The organism is Mesorhizobium sp. NZP2077, from assembly GCF_013170805.1.
Classification (GTDB): Bacteria; Pseudomonadota; Alphaproteobacteria; order Rhizobiales; family Rhizobiaceae; genus Mesorhizobium.
On record NZ_CP051293.1, the window covers coordinates 6444963 to 6464948 of the forward strand.

Annotated in this window: 17 protein-coding genes; 3 read left to right on the forward strand and 14 right to left on the reverse strand. The window is 60.4% G+C overall.

The annotated features are described in order from the left end of the window. Positions 1–285: 285 nt before the first annotated feature. From HGP13_RS31865 to HGP13_RS31935, 13 genes are all read right to left on the reverse strand, one after another. Positions 286–1602 carry an IS701 family transposase gene (locus tag HGP13_RS31865; RefSeq protein WP_172233098.1) on the reverse strand — a complete coding sequence of 439 codons (1317 nt, stop codon included), beginning with the start codon at positions 1600–1602 and terminating at the stop codon, positions 286–288. Positions 1603–1721: 119 nt separating this feature from the next. Further along, positions 1722–3038 (reverse strand): IS701 family transposase, encoded by a 1317-nt coding sequence (locus tag HGP13_RS31870; RefSeq protein ID WP_172221580.1) that lies wholly within the window; start codon positions 3036–3038, stop codon positions 1722–1724. 110 nt (positions 3039–3148) lie between these two features. Beyond that, positions 3149–3909 (reverse strand): IS5 family transposase gene (locus HGP13_RS31875; protein ID WP_172225988.1). Its coding sequence is split into 2 segments (ribosomal slippage): positions 3149–3576 and positions 3576–3909, totalling 762 coding nucleotides; the frame shifts between segments, so codons are not numbered across the junction. Positions 3910–3981: 72 nt separating this feature from the next. Then, positions 3982–4671: a response regulator transcription factor gene (locus HGP13_RS31880; RefSeq protein WP_172233469.1), complete on the reverse strand. Its 690-nt coding sequence runs from the start codon at positions 4669–4671 to the stop codon at positions 3982–3984. Next, entirely contained in the window at positions 4661–5050 is a 390-nt protein-coding gene (locus tag HGP13_RS31885; protein ID WP_172233472.1) for a response regulator, read from the reverse strand. The genes HGP13_RS31880 and HGP13_RS31885 overlap by 11 nt, the downstream gene beginning before the upstream one ends. A gap of 2 nt (positions 5051–5052) precedes the next feature. Further along, entirely contained in the window at positions 5053–5694 is a 642-nt protein-coding gene (locus tag HGP13_RS31890) for a response regulator (RefSeq protein WP_172233475.1), read from the reverse strand. A gap of 314 nt (positions 5695–6008) precedes the next feature. Next, positions 6009–10400, reverse strand: a complete 4392-nt coding sequence (locus HGP13_RS38175; protein WP_246707192.1) for a PAS domain-containing protein — start codon at positions 10398–10400, stop codon at positions 6009–6011. Between the two features lie 205 nt (positions 10401–10605). Beyond that, on the reverse strand, positions 10606–12219 hold the full coding sequence (locus HGP13_RS31910) for an MDR family MFS transporter (protein ID WP_172233478.1): 1614 nt from the start codon (positions 12217–12219) through the stop codon (positions 10606–10608). A 44-nt stretch (positions 12220–12263) separates the two neighbouring features. Beyond that, a complete protein-coding gene (locus tag HGP13_RS31915; RefSeq protein WP_172233481.1) occupies positions 12264–13499 on the reverse strand; it encodes an HlyD family secretion protein in 1236 nt (411 codons plus the stop codon). 483 nt (positions 13500–13982) lie between these two features. Further along, positions 13983–14420 (reverse strand): CBS domain-containing protein, encoded by a 438-nt coding sequence (locus HGP13_RS31920; protein ID WP_172234943.1) that lies wholly within the window; start codon positions 14418–14420, stop codon positions 13983–13985. A 38-nt stretch (positions 14421–14458) separates the two neighbouring features. Further along, positions 14459–14869, reverse strand: a complete 411-nt coding sequence (locus tag HGP13_RS31925) for a cupin domain-containing protein (protein WP_172233484.1) — start codon at positions 14867–14869, stop codon at positions 14459–14461. Between the two features lie 90 nt (positions 14870–14959). Continuing rightward, positions 14960–15796 carry an alpha/beta hydrolase gene (locus HGP13_RS31930; protein ID WP_172234944.1) on the reverse strand — a complete coding sequence of 279 codons (837 nt, stop codon included), beginning with the start codon at positions 15794–15796 and terminating at the stop codon, positions 14960–14962. A gap of 525 nt (positions 15797–16321) precedes the next feature. After that, entirely contained in the window at positions 16322–17080 is a 759-nt protein-coding gene (locus HGP13_RS31935; protein WP_172234945.1) for an SDR family oxidoreductase, read from the reverse strand. A gap of 625 nt (positions 17081–17705) precedes the next feature. Between HGP13_RS31935 and HGP13_RS31940 the strand changes: the two genes are divergently transcribed. Beyond that, complete coding sequence (locus HGP13_RS31940; protein ID WP_172233487.1) at positions 17706–17987, forward strand: AlpA family phage regulatory protein; 282 nt, start codon at positions 17706–17708, stop codon at positions 17985–17987. Between the two features lie 251 nt (positions 17988–18238). On the opposite strand, the gene HGP13_RS31945 is transcribed toward HGP13_RS31940, so the two are convergent. After that, positions 18239–18391, reverse strand: a complete 153-nt coding sequence (locus HGP13_RS31945; RefSeq protein WP_172233490.1) for a hypothetical protein — start codon at positions 18389–18391, stop codon at positions 18239–18241. A 53-nt stretch (positions 18392–18444) separates the two neighbouring features. On the opposite strand from HGP13_RS31945, the gene HGP13_RS31950 reads away from it, so the two are divergent. Beyond that, positions 18445–18714 carry a helix-turn-helix transcriptional regulator gene (locus HGP13_RS31950; protein WP_172233493.1) on the forward strand — a complete coding sequence of 90 codons (270 nt, stop codon included), beginning with the start codon at positions 18445–18447 and terminating at the stop codon, positions 18712–18714. Continuing rightward, the gene (locus HGP13_RS31955; RefSeq protein WP_172233496.1) at positions 18692–19954 is read left to right on the forward strand and encodes a type II toxin-antitoxin system HipA family toxin; all 1263 of its coding nucleotides are present in this window, start codon (positions 18692–18694) and stop codon (positions 19952–19954) included. Before HGP13_RS31950 ends, HGP13_RS31955 begins: the two co-directional genes overlap by 23 nt. Positions 19955–19986 lie beyond the last annotated feature (32 nt).

A 19986-nucleotide genomic window follows, 5' to 3' on the forward strand; every position in this document is an offset into this window, starting at 1 on the left:
GCTCGCGGACCAAGCCCGACAGCGGTGAAAATTGTGCAGCCAAATTGAGCGAGACCTATGGCTCCAGGCGCCGGTTCCGATGGTCGGCATCGGCACTCACACCTGCCGCGGAGCCTCCACCAGGATGGCTGGAATACACAAGGATCACTGGCAGTGCCGCGACGGTGCCGGCAAGGCTGCAGCACGTTCCGGCCGATCAACCATTCGTCCGAAGATATGGCAATCGTTTTGTGTCGAGGATTGAATAGGCTCGTACCAAGTATCTAGCACTACTTTGGCAGATTGTTAGCGGAGAGGGCTCTGCGGCAGTGGGGACAACGGATTGGGGGCGGCTGCGCTAGCGCGGTGAGGATGGCTTGCCTGACGGCGGGTAGGCTCGGTTGGGGCGGCGGGCCAACGATTCTTTTTTCCCCCTCCCGCTTGTTTGAGGCGGCGAGATTGCAGGAAGGCGTAGGCGATCATCGTCATCAGCGCGTGCCGGTGCAGGCCGGTCCATGAGCGCCCTTCGAAGTGGTCGAGGCCAAGTTCCTCCTTGAGCTGCTGATGCGCCTGTTCGCAGACCCAGCGCGCCTTGATGGCGCCTGCGATCTGCTTGAGCGGGGTGTCGGCGGGCAAGTTGGAGAGGTAGTATTTGCGCTCGCCGGTCGAGCGGTGCTCGCCGATCACCCAGACCTCCTCGCCGGGCAGATGCTGAGCGCCCATGTCGCGGATGCGCTGGGGTGGGCCATCTGCAACCCGGACACGGACAGCGGCGAAGCGCGCCGAGAGGCGGCCTTTGGTGCCACGCCGCCAACTGACCGCGCGCCATGGGGCTGTCTCCAGCATCGCCTTCGCGGTCATCGACTTCACATCGGGGATATGCCGCTGGCGCGGACGGCCGCGTCCGGCAACGGGAAAGATCATTGCCACGTCGGCGGGATAGACCTTCTGCTTGAACGGGATGCCGACGGCCCAGGTAAGGCCGCGCTCGGTGAGCGCCTGCCGGAAGGGGGCGCTCAAGCCATATCCGGCATCGGCGAGCACGCAGCCAAAGCGTAGGCCGGCTGCGCGAGCCCGGTCGATCTCGGCCAGCGCGATTTCGGGCTTGGTCCTGTAGGCACGATGGTCCTCGGGCACACCGGCACGGTCGAGCCGGGCGGGATCGGAAGTCCAGCTCTCGGGCAGAAACAGCCGCAGTCCCACCATGACCGGCACTTCGCTAGAGGCCAGCGTCAGCGACACCAGCGTCTGGCAGTTGGCGTTCTTACCAAGCGCCGAGGCATATTGCGGCGCGACGCCGACCGAGTGGCGCCCCTTCTTGGGGAGCGCTGTGTCGTCCACGATCAGCCATGCATCGTTCCCGCCAACTTGTCTGTCGGCCTCCGCAAGTAGCACCTTCTCCAGCGGCCCAGCATCCCACACGCCGCTCGCGATGAAGTGGTGCAGCTGGTCATAGTTGACGCCTGCGTCGCGCGCCGCCATCGGTTGGATGCTCTTGCGATCCCCAAGGCCAATCAGCCCAGCAATATAGGCCGGACACATCCGAGCACGCGTCTTGTGCCTCAACGCCGAGACGAACGGCTCAAGCCACCGCTCCAGATCGACTTGCCAATCCCTGTTCATGGCCGGCCCCTCCAACAGCCGACCTCTCATGAATCACGCAAAACCGCTCTTGGGAATCCTCAAACGCTCCCAGAACCAAAAAAATGCCAAAGTAATGCTAGCACTACTTTGGCAGATTGTTAGCGGAGAGGGCTCTGCGGCAGTGGGGACAACGGATTGGGGGCGGCTGCGCTAGCGCGGTGAGGATGGCTTGCCTGACGGCGGGTAGGCTCGGTTGGGGCGGCGGGCCAACGATTCTTTTTTCCCCCTCCCGCTTGTTTGAGGCGGCGAGATTGCAGGAAGGCGTAGGCGATCATCGTCATCAGCGCGTGCCGGTGCAGGCCGGTCCATGAGCGCCCTTCGAAGTGGTCGAGGCCAAGTTCCTCCTTGAGCTGCTGATGCGCCTGTTCGCAGACCCAGCGCGCCTTGATGGCGCCTGCGATCTGCTTGAGCGGGGTGTCGGCGGGCAAGTTGGAGAGGTAGTATTTGCGCTCGCCGGTCGAGCGGTGCTCGCCGATCACCCAGACCTCCTCGCCGGGCAGATGCTGAGCGCCCATGTCGCGGATGCGCTGGGGTGGGCCATCTGCAACCCGGACACGGACAGCGGCGAAGCGCGCCGAGAGGCGGCCTTTGGTGCCACGCCGCCAACTGACCGCGCGCCATGGGGCTGTCTCCAGCATCGCCTTCGCGGTCATCGACTTCACATCGGGGATATGCCGCTGGCGCGGACGGCCGCGTCCGGCAACGGGAAAGATCATTGCCACGTCGGCGGGATAGACCTTCTGCTTGAACGGGATGCCGACGGCCCAGGTAAGGCCGCGCTCGGTGAGCGCCTGCCGGAAGGGGGCGCTCAAGCCATATCCGGCATCGGCGAGCACGCAGCCAAAGCGTAGGCCGGCTGCGCGAGCCCGGTCGATCTCGGCCAGCGCGATTTCGGGCTTGGTCCTGTAGGCACGATGGTCCTCGGGCACACCGGCACGGTCGAGCCGGGCGGGATCGGAAGTCCAGCTCTCGGGCAGAAACAGCCGCAGTCCCACCATGACCGGCACTTCGCTAGAGGCCAGCGTCAGCGACACCAGCGTCTGGCAGTTGGCGTTCTTACCAAGCGCCGAGGCATATTGCGGCGCGACGCCGACCGAGTGGCGCCCCTTCTTGGGGAGCGCTGTGTCGTCCACGATCAGCCATGCATCGTTCCCGCCAACTTGTCTGTCGGCCTCCGCAAGTAGCACCTTCTCCAGCGGCCCAGCATCCCACACGCCGCTCGCGATGAAGTGGTGCAGCTGGTCATAGTTGACGCCTGCGTCGCGCGCCGCCATCGGTTGGATGCTCTTGCGATCCCCAAGGCCAATCAGCCCAGCAATATAGGCCGGACACATCCGCGCACGCGTCTTGTGCCTCAACGCCGAGACGAACGGCTCAAGCCACTGCTCCAGATCGACTTGCCAATCCCTGTTCATGGCCGGCCCCTCCAACAGCCGACCTCTCATGAATCACGCAAAACCGCTCTTGGGAATCCTCAAACGCTCCCAGAACCAAAAAAATGCCAAAGTAATGCTAGGCTCAGGACTCATTGATTGAGCCAGAAGATGACGGTGGCTGCGATGCAGATTGCAGACATGAAGGTGTGCGCACAGCGGTCATAGCGGGTGTGGATGCGCCGCCAATCCTTGAGCCTGCCGAACATATTCTCAATCTTGTGACGCTGGCGATAGAGTGCGATGTCGTGGGGGATCGTCACCTTTCGGTTGACCTTTGACGGGATGCAGGCGGTGATCTTGCGCTCTGCGAGAGCGGCGCGGAACCAGTCGGCGTCATAGCCCCTGTCTGCGAGCAAGGCTTTGGCCCTGGGCAAAGCGTCGATCATGAGGGCAGCGCCTTTGTAGTCGCTCATCTGGCCCTCGCTCAGCAGCATCACCAGCGGTCTGCCTTTGCCGTCGCAGACGGCATGTAGCTTCGAGTTCAGGCCGCCTTTGGTACGTCCGATACGTCGGGGAACATCCCCTTTTTGAGCAGACTTGCTGCAGTCCGGTGGGCTTTCAGGTGGGTCGCATCGATCATCAGATGGTCGGGCTTCCCGCCCTTCGCCGCGAGTGCCGCGAAAATCTTGTTGAACACGCCCAGCCTGCTCCAGCGAATGAAGCGATTGTAGATCGTTTTTGGTGGGCCGTACTCCGCTGGCGCGTCGCGCCACCGCAAGCCGTTCCTGATCACGAAGATGATCCCACTGATGACCCGACGATCATCGACACGAGGCACCCCATGGGACAGCGGAAAATATGGCTCGATGCGGCGCATCTGCGCTTCCGACAACCAGATTAAATCACCCATGGCAGCGTCTCCTTGCGCCGCCATTGAATCAACTGATCAATATCCCCGCAAGCGATTTAATAGGTCCTGAGCCTAGGTCGCGCCATCTTCTCGCATCGGCAAGGGTAGCGTTTCCCATGCCCGGATCAACTCGCCAATGGAAGCGGCCTCCATCTTGCGCATGACATTGCCTCGGTGCAGCTTGACCGTTACCTCACTGATGCCGAGGTCGAAAGCGATCTGCTTATTGACCCGCCCGCGCGCCACTTCACGCAAAACCTCGCGCTCGCGCGGCGTAAGGGTCTCGCGGCGTTCGATGTTGCGCTTGACGACTACTGCTTGCGCCCTGCGTGCGGCATCCGCCGCAACGCCAGCAATTACCGCATCGAGCAGCGTTTGGTCCCGTACCGGCTTGGTCAGAAAGTCCACGGCGCCGGCCTTCATCGCCTGGACGCTCATCGGAATATCTCCATGGCCGGTCAGGAAGATCAATGGCTTGGGATTTCCGGTTTGGGCCAGGTGGTGTTGAAGATCGAGTCCGCTCGCTCCTGGCATCCGCACGTCGACGATCAGGCAACCTGGGCTGTCCAACACATCAGCATCAAGCAATTCGTAGGTCGAAGCGAAGGAAATCGGCCGGAAACCCGCCGACAGGATCAATTCCGATAGTGCCTCCCGGACCGATGCATCATCATCGACAATAATGACGAGCGGTTGCTCCGCCTCATCTTTCCGCTGCACAAACGGCGCCGATCTCCGCAAGAGCGGCTGGTCAACTCTCATATCCATCCTCCTTGTCATGGTTGCGCAAAGTCTCGCCGACGGCCGCAAGCAGGGCTTGTGCATCGAAGGGCTTCCGGAAAAACCCACTGATCCCCTTCGCGCGGTCTTGATCGGCTATCTCGTGGCGTCCTGTGATCAGGAAAACAGGCAGTTCCGGACGCGCCCTGTTCACCAGGTCGCGAAGTTCAAAGCCGTCCATGCCAGGCATCCCGATGTCGGTAATCAGAACGTCCAGCCCCGATAGTCCACTGATCAACAATTGTCGCGCCGAAGAGAAACTGCGGGCCGCATAGCCTGCGGACTCGAGGAGTTCCTCCATTGATTCGAGCAGTCTTGGATCGTCGTCGACAACCGCCACTATAGGTTTATGCTTACTCACGCTCACTCCCCTCTTGCCCGGCGCGAGTGGGTTATCGGTATTTCCAGCCGCTCCGCGATACGCACGAGATCGGCAAGCGACGCCGCCATCATCTTTTGCATGACGTTCCTTCTATGGATTTGCAAAGTGACCTCGCTTATCCCCAGCTCGGCAGCGGCTTGCTTGTTAAGCAGGCCACTCACCACCAGCGGCAGCACGTCACGTTCGCGCGGCGTGAGCGCCAGATAGCGCTGCCTCAACGCACCAAGCTCGGCACGTTCCGATCTGATCTCCCGATCCCGGGCGATCGCCACCAGGATTGCAGTCATGAGATCGGAGTCACTGAAAGGCTTGGTGAGGAAATCCACTGCACCGTCCTTGATTGCCCGGACGGATGACGGAATGTCGCCATGTCCTGTTATGAACACGATCGGCGGATGCTCTCCTTCCGCAATCTGCTTCTGCAGATCGAGGCCGTTGATATCCGGCAACTCGACATCAAGGATGAGGCAGGCCGGCACGTCTGGCTTGTCCGCGCTGACATAGTCACCAGCCGATCCGAAGGCGACGGCATGCATACCATATGAGGCAAGCAGTTCGCTGAGAGCCTCCCGAATGCGTGCATCGTCGTCCACCACGAAGACAATATGATCACCTGTCGTCATAGCGCAGACCTCCCATCTGGGGATTGTTGGCGCTTCGTACAGCATTTGCTCTCAGCAGTTGAATCGGGACTGATGCACTCACCCCACTAGCTTAGTCCCAACGCGCCGCGACCGCACCTCATGGAAATCCATGCATTCTATTGCGACCTGGCGGCGGGTGCGTTGCGCAAATTCCTCTGTGCGCATGACGGCTTCGCACCTGAGAGAAATGTCCCCCAACAGTACGGCCGTACGCAACTGACCGCCCCACTCCAAGGCTGAGCCGCTCTTGGATACGTGTGTGATTCAACGCGAGACCGCGAGGTCGGTTGGCGTCACGACGCCGCTTTCGTTTCAATTGGCAATGTGAAGACGAATTTCGCCCCTCTCGGTTCGTTCGCTTCTGCCCACAACCGCCCGCCGTGGGACTCGACGATCGACCGGCAGATCGCGAGGCCCATTCCCATCCCCTGCTCTTTCGTCGTGAAGAACGGCTGGAATATCTTATCGGGAAACTCGATACCTGACCCACGGTCGCTGATTTCGGTCTGGACCACATCCGTCATCCGGCGCACACGCATCCGGAGAACTCTATCTGTGGCAACCGAGTCCATTGCCTCCATGCCATTACGCATGAGATTGACCAGGACCTGCTGGATCTGGACGCGCCCAAGCGCGACAGGCGGAAGATTGTTTTCAACATCAATGCTCAAGCTGACGCGCCGCCGCGTCGCCTCCTCGGCCATGAGGTCATGCGCTTCGGCAATGACGTCAGAGAGCGCCGTGGATGCGTTTGACCCCATGGATTGCTTGAACAAGGCTCGGATGTGACCAACGACATCTGCCGCTGCATTGGCGTCGCGGATGACGCGTTCCACGGTCTTCTGTGCTCGTTCAAGATTTGGCGGTTCAGCGTTAAGCCAGCGCTGGCAGGCGTGTGAGTTCGCCACCACGGCAGCCAGTGGCTGGTTAACCTCATGGGCGATGGACGCGCAGAGCTCGGCCAGGCTGGCGGCCTGACTCTGACGTGCGAGATTCTCCTGGGCCAGACGCAGTTGTTCCTGCATGAGAACCTCACCATCGATGTCCAGGCAGATCACATTCCACTGCACAATGGCGCCTTCGGCGTCGCGCATCGGTGCGGCGCGTGTCTCGACCCAGCGATATTCGCCGTCGAAACGCCGCAGACGATGCCTTCGCGCATAAGGTTCCCCGGTAGCGAGCGAATGGGCGTATTTTGCTTTCACTCCCTCGACGTCGTCGGGATGAACGCCGGCGTCGAGCGTGCCGGCCAAACGGGACTTTCCTGTCCCGTCCAGTGTTTCAAGCTCATATCCGAGGAATTCGCGCAGTTGCTGGCTCCGATAAACCGGCTCGCCGTCCGGTGCGGCGCAATCGATCATCGCCGGCAACGTTTCCACGAGTTGCCAAAGGAAGCGCTCTCTCTCAAGCAGGGCCTCCTGCGCGTGCATCTGACCGTCGATATCGATGGAAACCTGGTACCACTGCACGATGGTTCCATCGTGATCACGCAGAGGCTCGCAACGCCCCTCCATCCAGCGATAGCTGCCGTCTTTCCAGCGCCGGCGATATCGCATCATGAAGGAATCGCCGGTTTTGAGGCAACTGAGGGACGTACGCAGCACCTCAGGCGCATCTTCGGGATGAATCAGCTGTTGCGCCACCCTGGCGCATTCCTCGAAGTTCGCGCCGGAGAGACCGAGTTCCTCCAAAGATCGTTTGTTGAGGTAGGCCAGCCTGCCGTCGGGCGTCCAGCTCCAGACATGCACCGGCAGGGCGTCGACAAGCTGTTGCAGCTCGCGCTCGCGGACCCGCAACGCCGCTTCCGCACGCTTGAGCTCGGTCAAATCGAGAATGTAGGCGACTCCTTGCTTGGTCTGACCCTCAAAAAATGCGCCACCAATGAGGACAGGCACCCGACTGCCATCCTTCCTGAAGTACTCCTTCTCGCGGGCCTGCATCTTGCCCGTCGCCATAAGCTCTTCAGCTTCCTCCCGGCCGTGCACCTCTCGCCATTCCGGAGGCGTCATCGCGAGCCAATCAAGCCCGGCTTTCAGTTCATCGCGATCGTACTGGACCATGCGGAGAAACGCGTCATTGGCTTCGATAAGCGTTCCGTCCAAATCCCAGATGACGATCCCAATGATATCTGAATCGACAAGCCGCCTTATCTTGGCTTCTCGCTCCTCGATCTCGCGATGAAGGCGCATCTGATCGTCGATGTCGTGAGAGAGGCCGAACCATTTGACAATACGGCCGCTGTCGTCTCGCATCGGCTCGGCGCGGCCCGACATCCAACGGTAAATGCCGCCGGCACCGCGCAGCCGATATTGCATGGCAAAGCTTTCGCCTGTGGCAAGGCTATGATGAATGGTCTCTTTGAACCGTGGCGCATCGTCCGCATGAACGGTCTCTATAAGGGCCTGTAGCCGGCTCACGCCCGGCCTGTCCGTGTCCGCAACTTTCAGCCCGAGGAAATCAACCATCTGTTTGTTGAAAAATACCGGCTCGCCGTCGGGGCTCAGCCGCCAAACGTGGCTCGGAACCATGTCCACAAGCTGCGAAAGCTCACGCTCGTTATCGCGCAATGCCTCCTGCGCACGCATCTCATCATCGATGTCGAGGGAAACTACGTACCATTGCACAATCGCTCCGCTTTGATCTCGCAGCGGTTCCCCGCGGCCATCAACCCACCGATATGCACCGTCCGCACGGCGCATACGATATTTCACGGCGAAGGGCTCACCGGTGGCGAAAGAGTGGCGGGCGGTCTCCAGCAGGCCGGCTGAATCATCGGGGTGGACGAGGGTCTGTATGATTGCGGACAGCCGGCTAATGCCCGGCTTGTCCAAAACCGCTATGTCGTCCAGACCGAAAAAGTCTAGCAAGCGCTTGTTGAAGAAGGTCGGCTCGCCGTCGGGTTTCATACGCCTTATTTGAACCGGGACCATGTCCACGAGCTGCGAGAGCTCGCGCTCCCGATCACGTAGCGCCGCTTGCGCGCGCACCTCATCATCGATGTCGAGAGAAACTCCGTACCATTGCACAACGGCTCCGGCTTCATCACGCCGAGGCTCCACCTTGCACTCCGCCCAGCGATAGGCGCCATCCTTTTCGCGCCAACGAAACCGCATCGCGGAGCCGCCGCCAGTGTCGAAGCAATTCCGCAACGTTTGCTGCACCTCGGGAGCATCTTCTGGATGAACCAGTTCCTGCAGCAATTTTTCGATACGCGGGTTGTCGAGAGTTTCAAAGTTCGGGATTACGGAGCGGAAATGGTCCTGGTATCGCTTGTTGAAGTAAACCATCCCGCCAGCCGGCGTCGCGCTCCAGATGCGGACCGGCACTGCATCGACCATCTCCTGGAGCTGCCGCTCGCTTCGCCGCAGCGCCTCTTCGGCGTGCATTTGATCGTCTATGTCATGGCACAGACCGTACCACTGGACGATGCGCCCGGCCTGATCCCGCATCGGGTCGGCCCGGCTCGACATCCAGTGGTAGGCGCCGTCGACGCGGCGCAGGCGATATCGCATCGCGAAGCTCTCGCCGGTGTCGAGTGAGCGATGCAGCGAATTCCTGAAGCCCGCGGCATCGTCTGGATGGACTGTTCCTATGACCGCTTCGAGGTTGCTCATTCCGGGCTTGCCCAAATCCGCGATATTCAGGCCGAGGAAATCAACCATCCGCTTGTTGAAGAAGGTCGGCTCTCCGTCTGGCATCAATCGCCAAACATGGCTCGGAACCATGTCCACCAGCTGCGAAAGCTCGCGCTCGCGGTCGCGCAATGCCTCCACGCTTTGATGCAATGTGAGCAGCGCCACCTGGTGCTGTCGGGATATGGCGGCGACGATGAGCGCTGAAAATGCCGAGATCCCCAGGAAAAGCTGCAACATGATCTGTTTGTGCTTCAGGGCGTCCGGACCCCCGGCAAATTCGCCAGCGCCGAATACCGTGAAGAATGCTGTGATCAGGGCAAGGAGGGTCAAGGCAACGGCAGCGCCCTTGAACTCGAAGCGCACCGCAGCCCAAAGAAGAGGCGGCATGATGATGTAAGCGAATGGGAGGTAACCGCTCAAGGAAAGGGCGGCGATACCCAGAAAGATCAATCCTAGGACGCAAACCTCCGCCCATCGCGCGGCCGAGAGGTGGGTCCCGCGTCTCCAGTTCTGAAACACAACCAGCGCCAGCGGCGCTACGATCAACACACCGGTGGCGTCCCCGATCCACCATAGAGGCCAAGCCCCCGTGAAGGTTTGCAACTGCATTCCAAACCAGGCTAGCGTGGCGCTTCCTACCGTCGCGCTGACGAGTGGCGCAATTCCTGCGGCCAGCAGGACGAATGCGAGCACTTCCTCCAGGGTTTCTAGTTCGCCTGGCCGCTTGCTGCTCCGGTTCACGAGCCAGGCGCCACAAGTCGCTTCAAGAGCGTTGCCGACATAAATCAGCAAGGCAGCAGGCCACGGGCTGTGGAACCAAACGAGATTGCTGAACATTTCGGCCAGACAGCCTGCCACCACCCACCATGGCCAGCTGCGTCTGGAGGAAAGGACAAGCGTGGCAATAAAGAGTCCACTCGGAGGCCAGACTGAAATGCCCGTTCCAGGCACGATTGCGAGCAACTGCGCAAATCCGCAGCCCAACACGTATGCCGCGAAAAATAGTCCTAGATGTAAGTATCCAGGACGGTGGGACCAGACGCGCATCATCGGCTCCTCCTGCCTGACAAGGGCGGCGTGAGAATCATCAGCGCTTGGCGCAGCACCTATCTGGGCTCGCGAATTCACACTGCATCCTAGTGCGGCCATGCCAAAGCCGCATCCTATGGAAATCCATGCGTTGCGCCTACTGGCCCTGGAGCTCGAACCAGCGAATTGATGTCCGGTGGCGTTCCCGGCTGCTCCGCACAGTAGGTTAGTGGGCACCCCCGGCTGCTATATGACCAGGGTTCTTCAGCAACAGGACGGCCGCCAACGCGATCGTCAAGCTGACGCCAAGCAGGAAGAAGGTGTCGTTGAAGGCCATGACAAAGGCCTGCTGACGGACCCTTAGGGCGATCGCAACTATCGCTTTTTGAGCGGCAAATGCCTGGTCGTTGATGCCGTGCGAGAGGAAGTAGGCAGTGAGCCGCGTGACGCGGACGCGGGTTGCCTCCTCAAACACCGACACCGACTGAACCAGCACGTTCGAATGGTACTGCTCGCGCTTGGTAAGGAAGGTCTGGAGCAGCGCGATGCCGACGGCGCCGCCGAGGTTGCGGGTCATGTTGAATAGCGCTGAGGCCGAGCCGGCATTCTCATTCTCGATGCCTGATGTGGCGATCGCCGAAAGCGGCGCCAGTATAAGGGCCTGCCCGATGGCGCGTACGATGTTCGGCAAGAACAGCTGGTCGCTGGCATATGCTGCGCTCATATGGATGTTCATGAAATTAGAGGCGGCAAACAAGGCAAAGCCGACCGCAATGATGAGACGGATGTCGAAGCGCTGCATAAGGCCAGGCACCAGCGGGATCAGGAGGAGTTGCGGCAGGCCGGTCCAGGCAAGCACCATGCCGATCTGCTCGGCATTGTAGCCCTGAATGCGGCCGAGATAGACAGGCACGATGAAGACCGAGCCGTAGAGCGCGGTACCGAGCAGGAAGTTCGCGAGGACACCGAAGCCGAAGTTGCGGCGAACCAGCAGCCTGAGGTTCAGCAGCGGATGATCCGAAGCCAACTCGATCCAGACGAACAGGGTCAGCGACGCGGCCGCGACGATCGTCAGCCGCGCGATGAGGGGCGAGCCGAACCAGTCGTCCTTGTTGCCTTCCTCGAGCACGGTCTGCAGGGCGGCAAGCCCTATGGCCATGGTGACGATGCCCGGCCAGTCGCCTTTGGCGAGCAGGCCAAGCCGCATCGGCTGGCGATCGAGCGAAAACCACAGCATGCCGACCATGAGCGCGCCGGGTACCAGGTTGACGTAGAAGATATACTGCCAGCCCCAATTCTCGGTGAGATAGCCGCCGATGGTCGGGCCTATCGCTGGCGCGAACGTCGCCGATAGTGCGAACATTGCCAGGCCGATCGGCTGCTTGGCTTTCGGCAACAGCGTGATGACAATGGTGAAGGCGAGCGGGATGAGCACGCCTCCGGTGAAACCCTGGATCGCTCTTAGGATGATCATCTGACCTAGATTGGCGGCGAAGGCGCAGGCGACCGAGAAGGCGAGGAACAGCACCGCGTTGGTGATCAGATAGATGCGCAGCGAGAAGACCTGGGACAGCCAGCCGGTCAGCGGGATCACCACAATCTCCGCTATGAGGTAGGACGTCGAGATCCAGCCGCCGTCGTCGATGCCAGCGCCAATCGCCCCCTGGATGTCCGCCAGCGACGCATTGACGATCTGGATGTTGAGCACGGCCATGAATGCACCGAGAGCAGAGCCGACCACCGCCACCCATACGCGCGGCGAATTGGCGGCACCGGCGGCCCCGGCCGCGTTCTGGGTGGCGCCGGCGGAAGTGGGAAGCGAGGAGACGGCGGTTGTCATTGCTGCAACTCCTCGAGCGCTGGGAAGAATGGCGCCAGTGTCAATCATCGCGAAACTGTGGAACGACCATCCGCCAGCACGGTCGCTTTGGTGTTGACGGTCGGTTCGACGGACATGCCGGACCTGAGCAGCCCGCCGAGCTTGTGATCGTCGATGGCGATCCTCACCGGGATACGCTGCACGATCTTGGTGAAGTTGCCGGTCGCGTTGTCGGGCGGCAGCAACGCGAATTCCAGGCCGCTCGCCGGCGACAGGCTGTCGACGTGACCGGTCAATTCGACGCCAGGGAAGCCGTCGACGGTGACGCGCACCGGCTGCCCGGGACGCACATGAGCGAGCTGCGTCTCCTTGAAGTTGGCGACGACATAGACGGCATCCAGCGGCACCACAGCCATCAGCTGCGTGCCTGATGCCACATACTGTCCAACCCTGAGCGTGCGTGCGCCGACCGTGCCGTCGACCGGAGCCGCGATTGTGGCATAGGAAAGGTTCAGTCGGGCCTGCTCGGAAGCTGCCTCGGCGCGATCCGTTTGGGCAACGGCACTGTCGCGCTCGGTGGCGAGTACGTCGATCTTAGCCTGTGCGGCGGCTAGGGAAGCCTGGTCGCGCTGCAACCCGGCGATGAGTTGATCGGCCTGGGCGCGGCTTGCTTCGGCTTTCTGGGCAGTGCCGGTGCCGCTCCTTGCCAGCGTCGCATAGCGGTCGGCGTCAGCGCTGGCGAATGTCAGCGAGGCCTGCGTTGCGGCGACCGTCGCCCTTGCCTGCAAGATCAGTGACTGCTGGAGCGCGATCTGCGCGTCGAGATTGTGGACGGCCGCCACGGAAGCCTTAACCGAGGCATCCGCCTGGGCGAGCGCGGCACGGAAGTCGCGGTCGTCGATGCGGGCGAGAACCTGCCCGGTCTCGACAGTCTGGTTGTCATGCACCAGCACAGCGGCAATGTAGCCCGAGACCTTCGGCGCGACCGTCGTGTAGTCGGCCTTCAAATAGGCGTCGTCGGTAGACTCCAGATACTGGCCTGCGGTCCAGTAACCGTAGCCCCAATAACCTCCCGCAGTTGCGCTGGCCAGAAGGGCTGTCGCAAATGCGATGCGCTTGAAGCGACGGCGCCTGGACACCGGCGCGATGATGCCATCGGGAGTAGCCTCCGTGGAAACCGGCAAGAGGCCTGACTGTTCGGCCGAGGGCCGAGCGGCTTGCTCGACGAAGGCCGCCGGCTGCCGAGGCACGGCCGCCTCGGGTGCGTTGGAGAAACTGGTGGTCGCGGGCATCTCGGACATCTCATTCATCCTGGCGTTCATGGTGCTTCGCGCGAGAGCGGAATGGCCCTACGCTCAAAAATCGGAAGCCGGACAGGTAAGACGCTCGCCTGCCTCTTCGTTGGCTGCAGAGAGAAACCGGAAAAACCCCTGCATTCGTCATCCCTGTCTCGTCCGGTTGACACGGCTCGACGTACATTTTGAATGTTGGCCGACAAAGAACATCTGCCTCAAGGTATAGTACACGCAAACAAACCGCTATCGATCATGCTTTATTTATATATATTTACGAGATCGGAAGCACTTAAGAGCGCATTATTCTCATCCGCACGAATTGCTGCAATGAATAGCTTTGCGTTTGAGCAATTATGTTCAAGATAACAGGCAGACGCCACGGCCACAGCAGGACAGGCTCGGCCCGTCAAAACGTCGGTTCGCCCCGCCGACGCGCGGCTGACGGCCATCTCGCCGAGGCTAAGTGGTGAATACAGCGCGGCGATCCAGCTAGCGATATCCGACACCGGTGACATAGTTGAAGAGCATTTGCTCCTGGACCTCTTCCGCACGGAAAAGAGCTCTCATTGCATCGCGTATGTCCAATATGCCAAGAGGCTTTGCGCCGACGTCAAGCACTGGGAGGTTCTGCAGGCTTCGCGAAGCCATGGCCTGGTAAACAGTGTGCAGATCATCCAGCGGGCTGCATGACACGATTGGGCTGGTCATGAGGGCCGAGGCCGGCGGCGCCGGCGATTTCGGGCTGGTAAGGTGGCGGATAAGGTCGGATTTGCTGAGCACGCCAGCGGCCGCTCCGTTGTCGTCGCATACGACGACAAGGCCAATACCGGGCCTCGAAAGCGAAAGCGCGGCGGCTTGCACCGCCGCGTTGGCGTCGATCACCATCAGGCGAGCCTTCGTCATCGCGTTGAGTTGTTCGATTTGCATCAAAGTCCTCCGAGAGATCGCCTGTCCTTCTGTCGAGCTCACTTTTCGGGTGTCGTCAGGTTGGTGTCGTTCGTGTCGACAATGAATACGGCAAGCATGCGCGCGCGTTCCGTCTTGCTGGCATTCTCCTCGAACGTGTGATGATCACCCGGAAACTCGGAAAAGTTTTCGCCGGCCCGATAAGTCTTTATCGGACCGTGATTGACCTGCGTGTTGATTGCTCCTTCGAGGACCGTGGCATAGATGAATGCCGATTTTGCGTGAGTGTGCGCCTGGGAACTGCCGCCGGGCTCGTATTCGACAAGCACGCCCTTGATGCTCTTGCCTGGAACGTTGGGTAGCGGGTGATCGTAGACCAGCGTGGCCTTAGGACCGTGCGAATCGTCGGCCAATGCGCCGGTTGCGGAGATGGCTGCAACAGCAGCGATGAAGAGTGCAGTCCTGATCATTGTCTTGGCTCCTGGTTGTGATGGGGGATCGCCGGCCGATGGGAGGGCCGGCCGGCGATCGGGCTCTTGCCGGGGGGAGGCGGCGCGAGCCTATGACCTGATGAAGGCGAGCAGGTCAGGGTTCACTGTGTCGGCCTCGGTCGTGCACATGCCGTGCGGGAATTTCTCGTAGACCTTGAGTGTCCCGCGCTTGAGGATCTTTGCGGACAACAGCGCCGAGTCATGGATCGGAACGATCTGGTCGTCGTCGCCGTGCATCACAAGTGTGGGCACGTCGATGGCCTTGAGGTCTTCAGTGAAGTCGGTCTCCGAAAAGGCCTTGACGCCGTCATACTGCGCCTTGGCGCCGCCCATCATCGCTTGCCGCCACCAGTTCTCGATGACACCTGGAATTGGCGCAGCGCCCGGCCGATTGAATCCGTAAAAGGGACCGCTTGCGAAATCGAGATAGAACTGCGGCCGATTACCGGCGAGCGCCTTGCGCAAGCCGTCAAAAACTTCGATTGGCAATCCACCCGGATTGGTAGCCGTCTTCACCACTATCGGCGGCACGGCGCTGATAAGCACGAGCTTCGCCACGCGACCCTGACGCTGGCCATGCCGCGCGACATAGTGGGTAGCCTCGCCGCCGCCAGTGGAGTGACCGATGTGAATCGCCTCTCTCAAGTCGAGATGCTCGACCACTGCGGCAGCATCGGCTGCATAGTGGTCCATGTCGTGACCTTCGCTAATCTGCGCCGAGCGGCCATGACCGCGCCGGTCATGGGCGATGACGCGGTAGCCCTCGCCGAGAAAATAGAGCATCTGTGCGTCCCAATCGTCGCCGCTTAGAGGCCACCCGTGGTGGAAGACGATCGGCTGGGCATCCTTTGGGCCCCAATCCTTGTAGAAGATTCCCGTGCCGTCGGCGGCGGTAACCATGCTCATGTCTTTTGCTCCTGTGCTTGCCCCGGCAGATTGAAGGTTTTGGCTTTCCTCCGCCCGTGCAGGCGCGCCTTGTACAAGGCCGGCCGCAACCGTGACGGTGAAGGCGCCCAACAAAACGTCGCGGCGCGATGCGCAGCCGGCCGGATCTCTTCGGACGTCCCCGGCATCGCGGGGTTGCTGCTCAGAATCGTCGCGTAGTACCAGTGTGCCGTCACTTCTGCGACCGCGCATGACGGTCGTCCTGTCGGCCCCGGCCATGTAGCGGCCTTGAGTCAACGTTTCGATGTAATGTGTCGCCTCCCAGTCTTCTACCCACGGGCCGGCAATGTATTTTTCATCATTGTAGACATAAAATCCGACGTAACCATTGCCGTCTGCTTGCTCTTTTATATGATATACCATCATATTCTCCCTGGGCTTATTGCCCGCCAGCCGCTTGATCCAGCGGAAAGGGATTTCATTTGCTCCACTTACTTTCTTTTTAATTATGACTCACATGGAGCCGTGCGAGCGCAAGCCGTACAATCAGTGGTGCTGGAGCGGGGCGTGGCTGAACCAGTCTTCGAAGCGCGTCTTACCGATGCGCGGATGATCGGTCGGAACGAGCGAGCGGTCGTCGAGCTCCGTGCCGAAATATCGCGCGCGGGGATCCGCGTTGACTTTGCGCGGATCGTTCGTGGCCTTCAGGAACCGCGCGACCAGCTCGCTCATGCGGATCGGCTCCGGACCTGCGATCTCAACAACGCCGTTGGCCGGCGGCGAGAGCGCGACATCGGTCATGATATCGGAGACGTCATCTGACGCGATTGGTTGAAAATAGGCACTCGAAACTGTGGTGACGTCCCCGACGGTTCCTGATTGAGCGATACCGCCTAGAAACTCGAAAAACTGGGTGGAGTGGACGATCGTGTAGGGGATGCCGGAGCCTCGGATAAGCCTTTCCTGGGCCATCTTGGCGCGCATGTAGCCACTGTCAGGCAGGCGCTCGGCCCCCACGATCGAAAGCGCGACATGGTGCTTCACGCCCGCCGCCTTCTCTGCTGCGAGCAAGTTCTGACCGGAGGTCTCGAAGAACTCCAGAACGGCCTTGTCCTCGAAGGACGGCGAATTCGCCAGGTCGATGACGACTTGCGCTCCCGCGAGTGCGCCGGCGAGGCCCTCGCCGGTGATCGTATTGACACCGCCATTCGGCGATGCAGCGAGCACGTCATGGCCCTTCTTACGGAGCCGCTCGACTGTCTTCGAGCCGATCAGCCCGGTGCCACCAATCACTACAATCTTCATGACGAAACTCCTCGTTCGCGTTTCAGGGTTGATGTGTCTGACCGAGCCCCAGGGGCGGCGCATCGGCTGTTTCGCCCAGACAATGCATCGGAGGTGCCGGCGCAAACTATCGAACGGAAGCATCTGTCACGCGATGCGAAGGTGTAGGGTGGATGCACCCTTGGACTGGGGGCTCTAGTCAGCAGGCAGACGGCGTCCCATCTACCAGCTACGCCGTCACGCCTGTCGGGTGGTCAGGAGACCGCATTCACCAACGTCGGAGGATGGCCGATTTTGGCCAACAGCAAAATTGAACCATTCGACAGCGATGAGGCGCAACGCTGCCGTTTGCACCGACTCTCCCGTTCCATACCGGTCTTTGCAGCACCGAGGCAGGCCCATCACGCCCGACACTGTAGAAAATATCGCATAGTCTCCGAGTGGGGGGAAAGACGGTATCGCTCTCCGCTACCAATCCCCGACCGGCGAAGAGGCAGTCGTTCTTCCAATTCAGTCGAACCATGGGCGTAGGCGCCCCTGTCCCTTTCACAGGTCGAAACCGCCGATTATACGACGTCCGAGCTGGGGCTCTTTTCCGATCGGATACAATCGCCTTCAATTTCGGACCACTGCTCAGGAGTACGAGATGACGCGATCGAATGAAGAAGCACTGAAGCGTACAATCCGCAGGCATCAGTTGCGCGAAATGGTGCCGCTTGCAGACAGTACGATTTATGAAATGGAACAACGCGGGCAATTTCCTCGACGCTTCGCTCTCACCCCTCGGTGCGTGGTTTGGGATCTGGCCGAAGTAGAAGCCTGGCTGCAAGCTCGCAGGGCAGTTCCGATCCCCCGAGCGAATCCTCCTGATGTGCGTTTACGGAAAACCTCTCCTGTCAGAGCGCGAGATCGGGCACAAATACCGTAAGCATAGGGGGACGATCGCCACGGTGCGGTGTCGATGATCAATCCGTTCGGGCACATTTGCCGCTGCGGCGGCCGCATGGCGCCTCAAAGCCCACTGGGCAAGTCGCGCCAACACCCGGTTTGGACTTCAGGTAGGCGTCCATGAAACCAGGTTGAGCGGCCGCGAACGTCGAAAGCCGCTAACCCGACATCCGGCACATCTGTGGTGACCATCCATCCTGCCGAAGATCAGCGATGGTCATGTCGGCACGATCACGCCGGCGGCATGAAGCCGATGATCATGGCGATGATGATGGCGATGATGATGGCGATGATGATCAGGAGCAAAAGCGTGTTCGGCTTGCTGCTTATGATCGGCATGATGCCGTCTGAAGCCACCGTCATCACACCCTTGAAAACAGCCACTATATAAGCTATTTTCTTTGCAATAGCTCGAAACGGCTAATTTGTGAGGCGAAATGATCGACCTGAACGATCTTGGCAATGAGATCAAGAATGCCAGAAAGCAGCGCAAGCTCACACGGGAAAAGCTCGCCGAACTTTCCGGGCTCAGTCGGGCGAGGATCGAGGCGCTTGAGAACGGCAGGGTATCCGACATGGGTTTCAAAGGCGTGCTCACGCTCATGAACATTGTAGGGCTCGATTTCCGGCTGACGACGTTCAACAACAGGCGCCCGACACTGGAAGACATCATGGAGGAAGACGATGCTGCGCGTGTGGGTAGGTAGCCAGCCAGTCGGCGTCCTGGACAGATCCGGCAAGCGTGGCTCGACTTTCGTGTACGATGTGAAGACCGACGGCCGCGACGCGGTGTCGCTCACAATGCCCAAGCGGACCGAATCATGGAATTCGGAGTTCGGGCTCCTTCCCATTTTCGACATGAACCTTCCTGAGGGGGTACTTGAAGCGAAGATCAGGGCGGCCTTCGCGAAGGCCTTAGGCCACTTCGACGACATCGACCTGCTCGCCGTTGTCGGCCGCTCGCAGATCGGCCGTATCCGCTTCACTGGCATGGACGAGGAACTGGTGGAGGATGTCCCTTTCCGAAGCATTGACGACCTGCTGCGCGCCCGTCGGGCAGGTGATCTCTATAACGAGCTCCTGGAAACATACGCAGTCCATTCAGGGGTCGCTGGAGTGCAGCCGAAGGTCCTGGTCAGAGCCAGGGAGGATGGTTCGTCGGACGAACGCCAGTCATTAAGCGTCCGCGGAGCTACCCACATCGTCAAAATGTGGGATCCCGACGAGTATCCCGAATTGGCTGCAAACGAGTTCTTCTGCCTTATGGCAGCTCGGGAAGTTGGTCTCGAGGTGCCGGACTTCCGGCTATCCGAGGATGGTATGGCTCTCGTGGTCGAGAGATTCGACCTGACCGACGGCTCGTACTCCGGATATGAGGACTTCTGTGTGCTGAACGGCGTAACCAGCAAGGACAAGTACAACGGAGGGTACGAAACAAAGCTCTTCAAGCGAATCAAAGAGTTCGTCTCTCCCGAACATGCCGTAGGGTCATTGGAAGTCGCCTTCCGCCTGTTTGTGATTAACTGCGGCATCCGTAATGGCGACGCACACCTGAAGAATTTCGGCGTCGTTTACAAAGACGCGGACAGTCCGGTGCGGCTGGCTCCCGTGTATGACCTCATCACGACAAGGGCCTATATCAAGAACGATGCAATGGCGCTCACCCTCGACGGTTCCACCGCGTGGCCCGACCGAAAGAGGCTTGACCGTTTGGGCGGCACCCGCGCGAACCTGCGACCGGGGCGCGTAGCGGAGATCGTAGAGCAGACCTGCGACGCGCTCTCAGACGTTTCCGGAAGGGTGAAGGCCTATTTTGAAGAATGCCGCTCCCCTGAGGTCGGCGCAAAGATGCTCAGGGAATGGCAGGCTGGAGTGTGCTCCCTTTGCGAGGGGAAGACGATCCACCTGATGGGGGCTTTAGACGAAACATCAGCGAAAAACGACTAGAATATCAGCTTTTTCACGGCAAATAGAATATA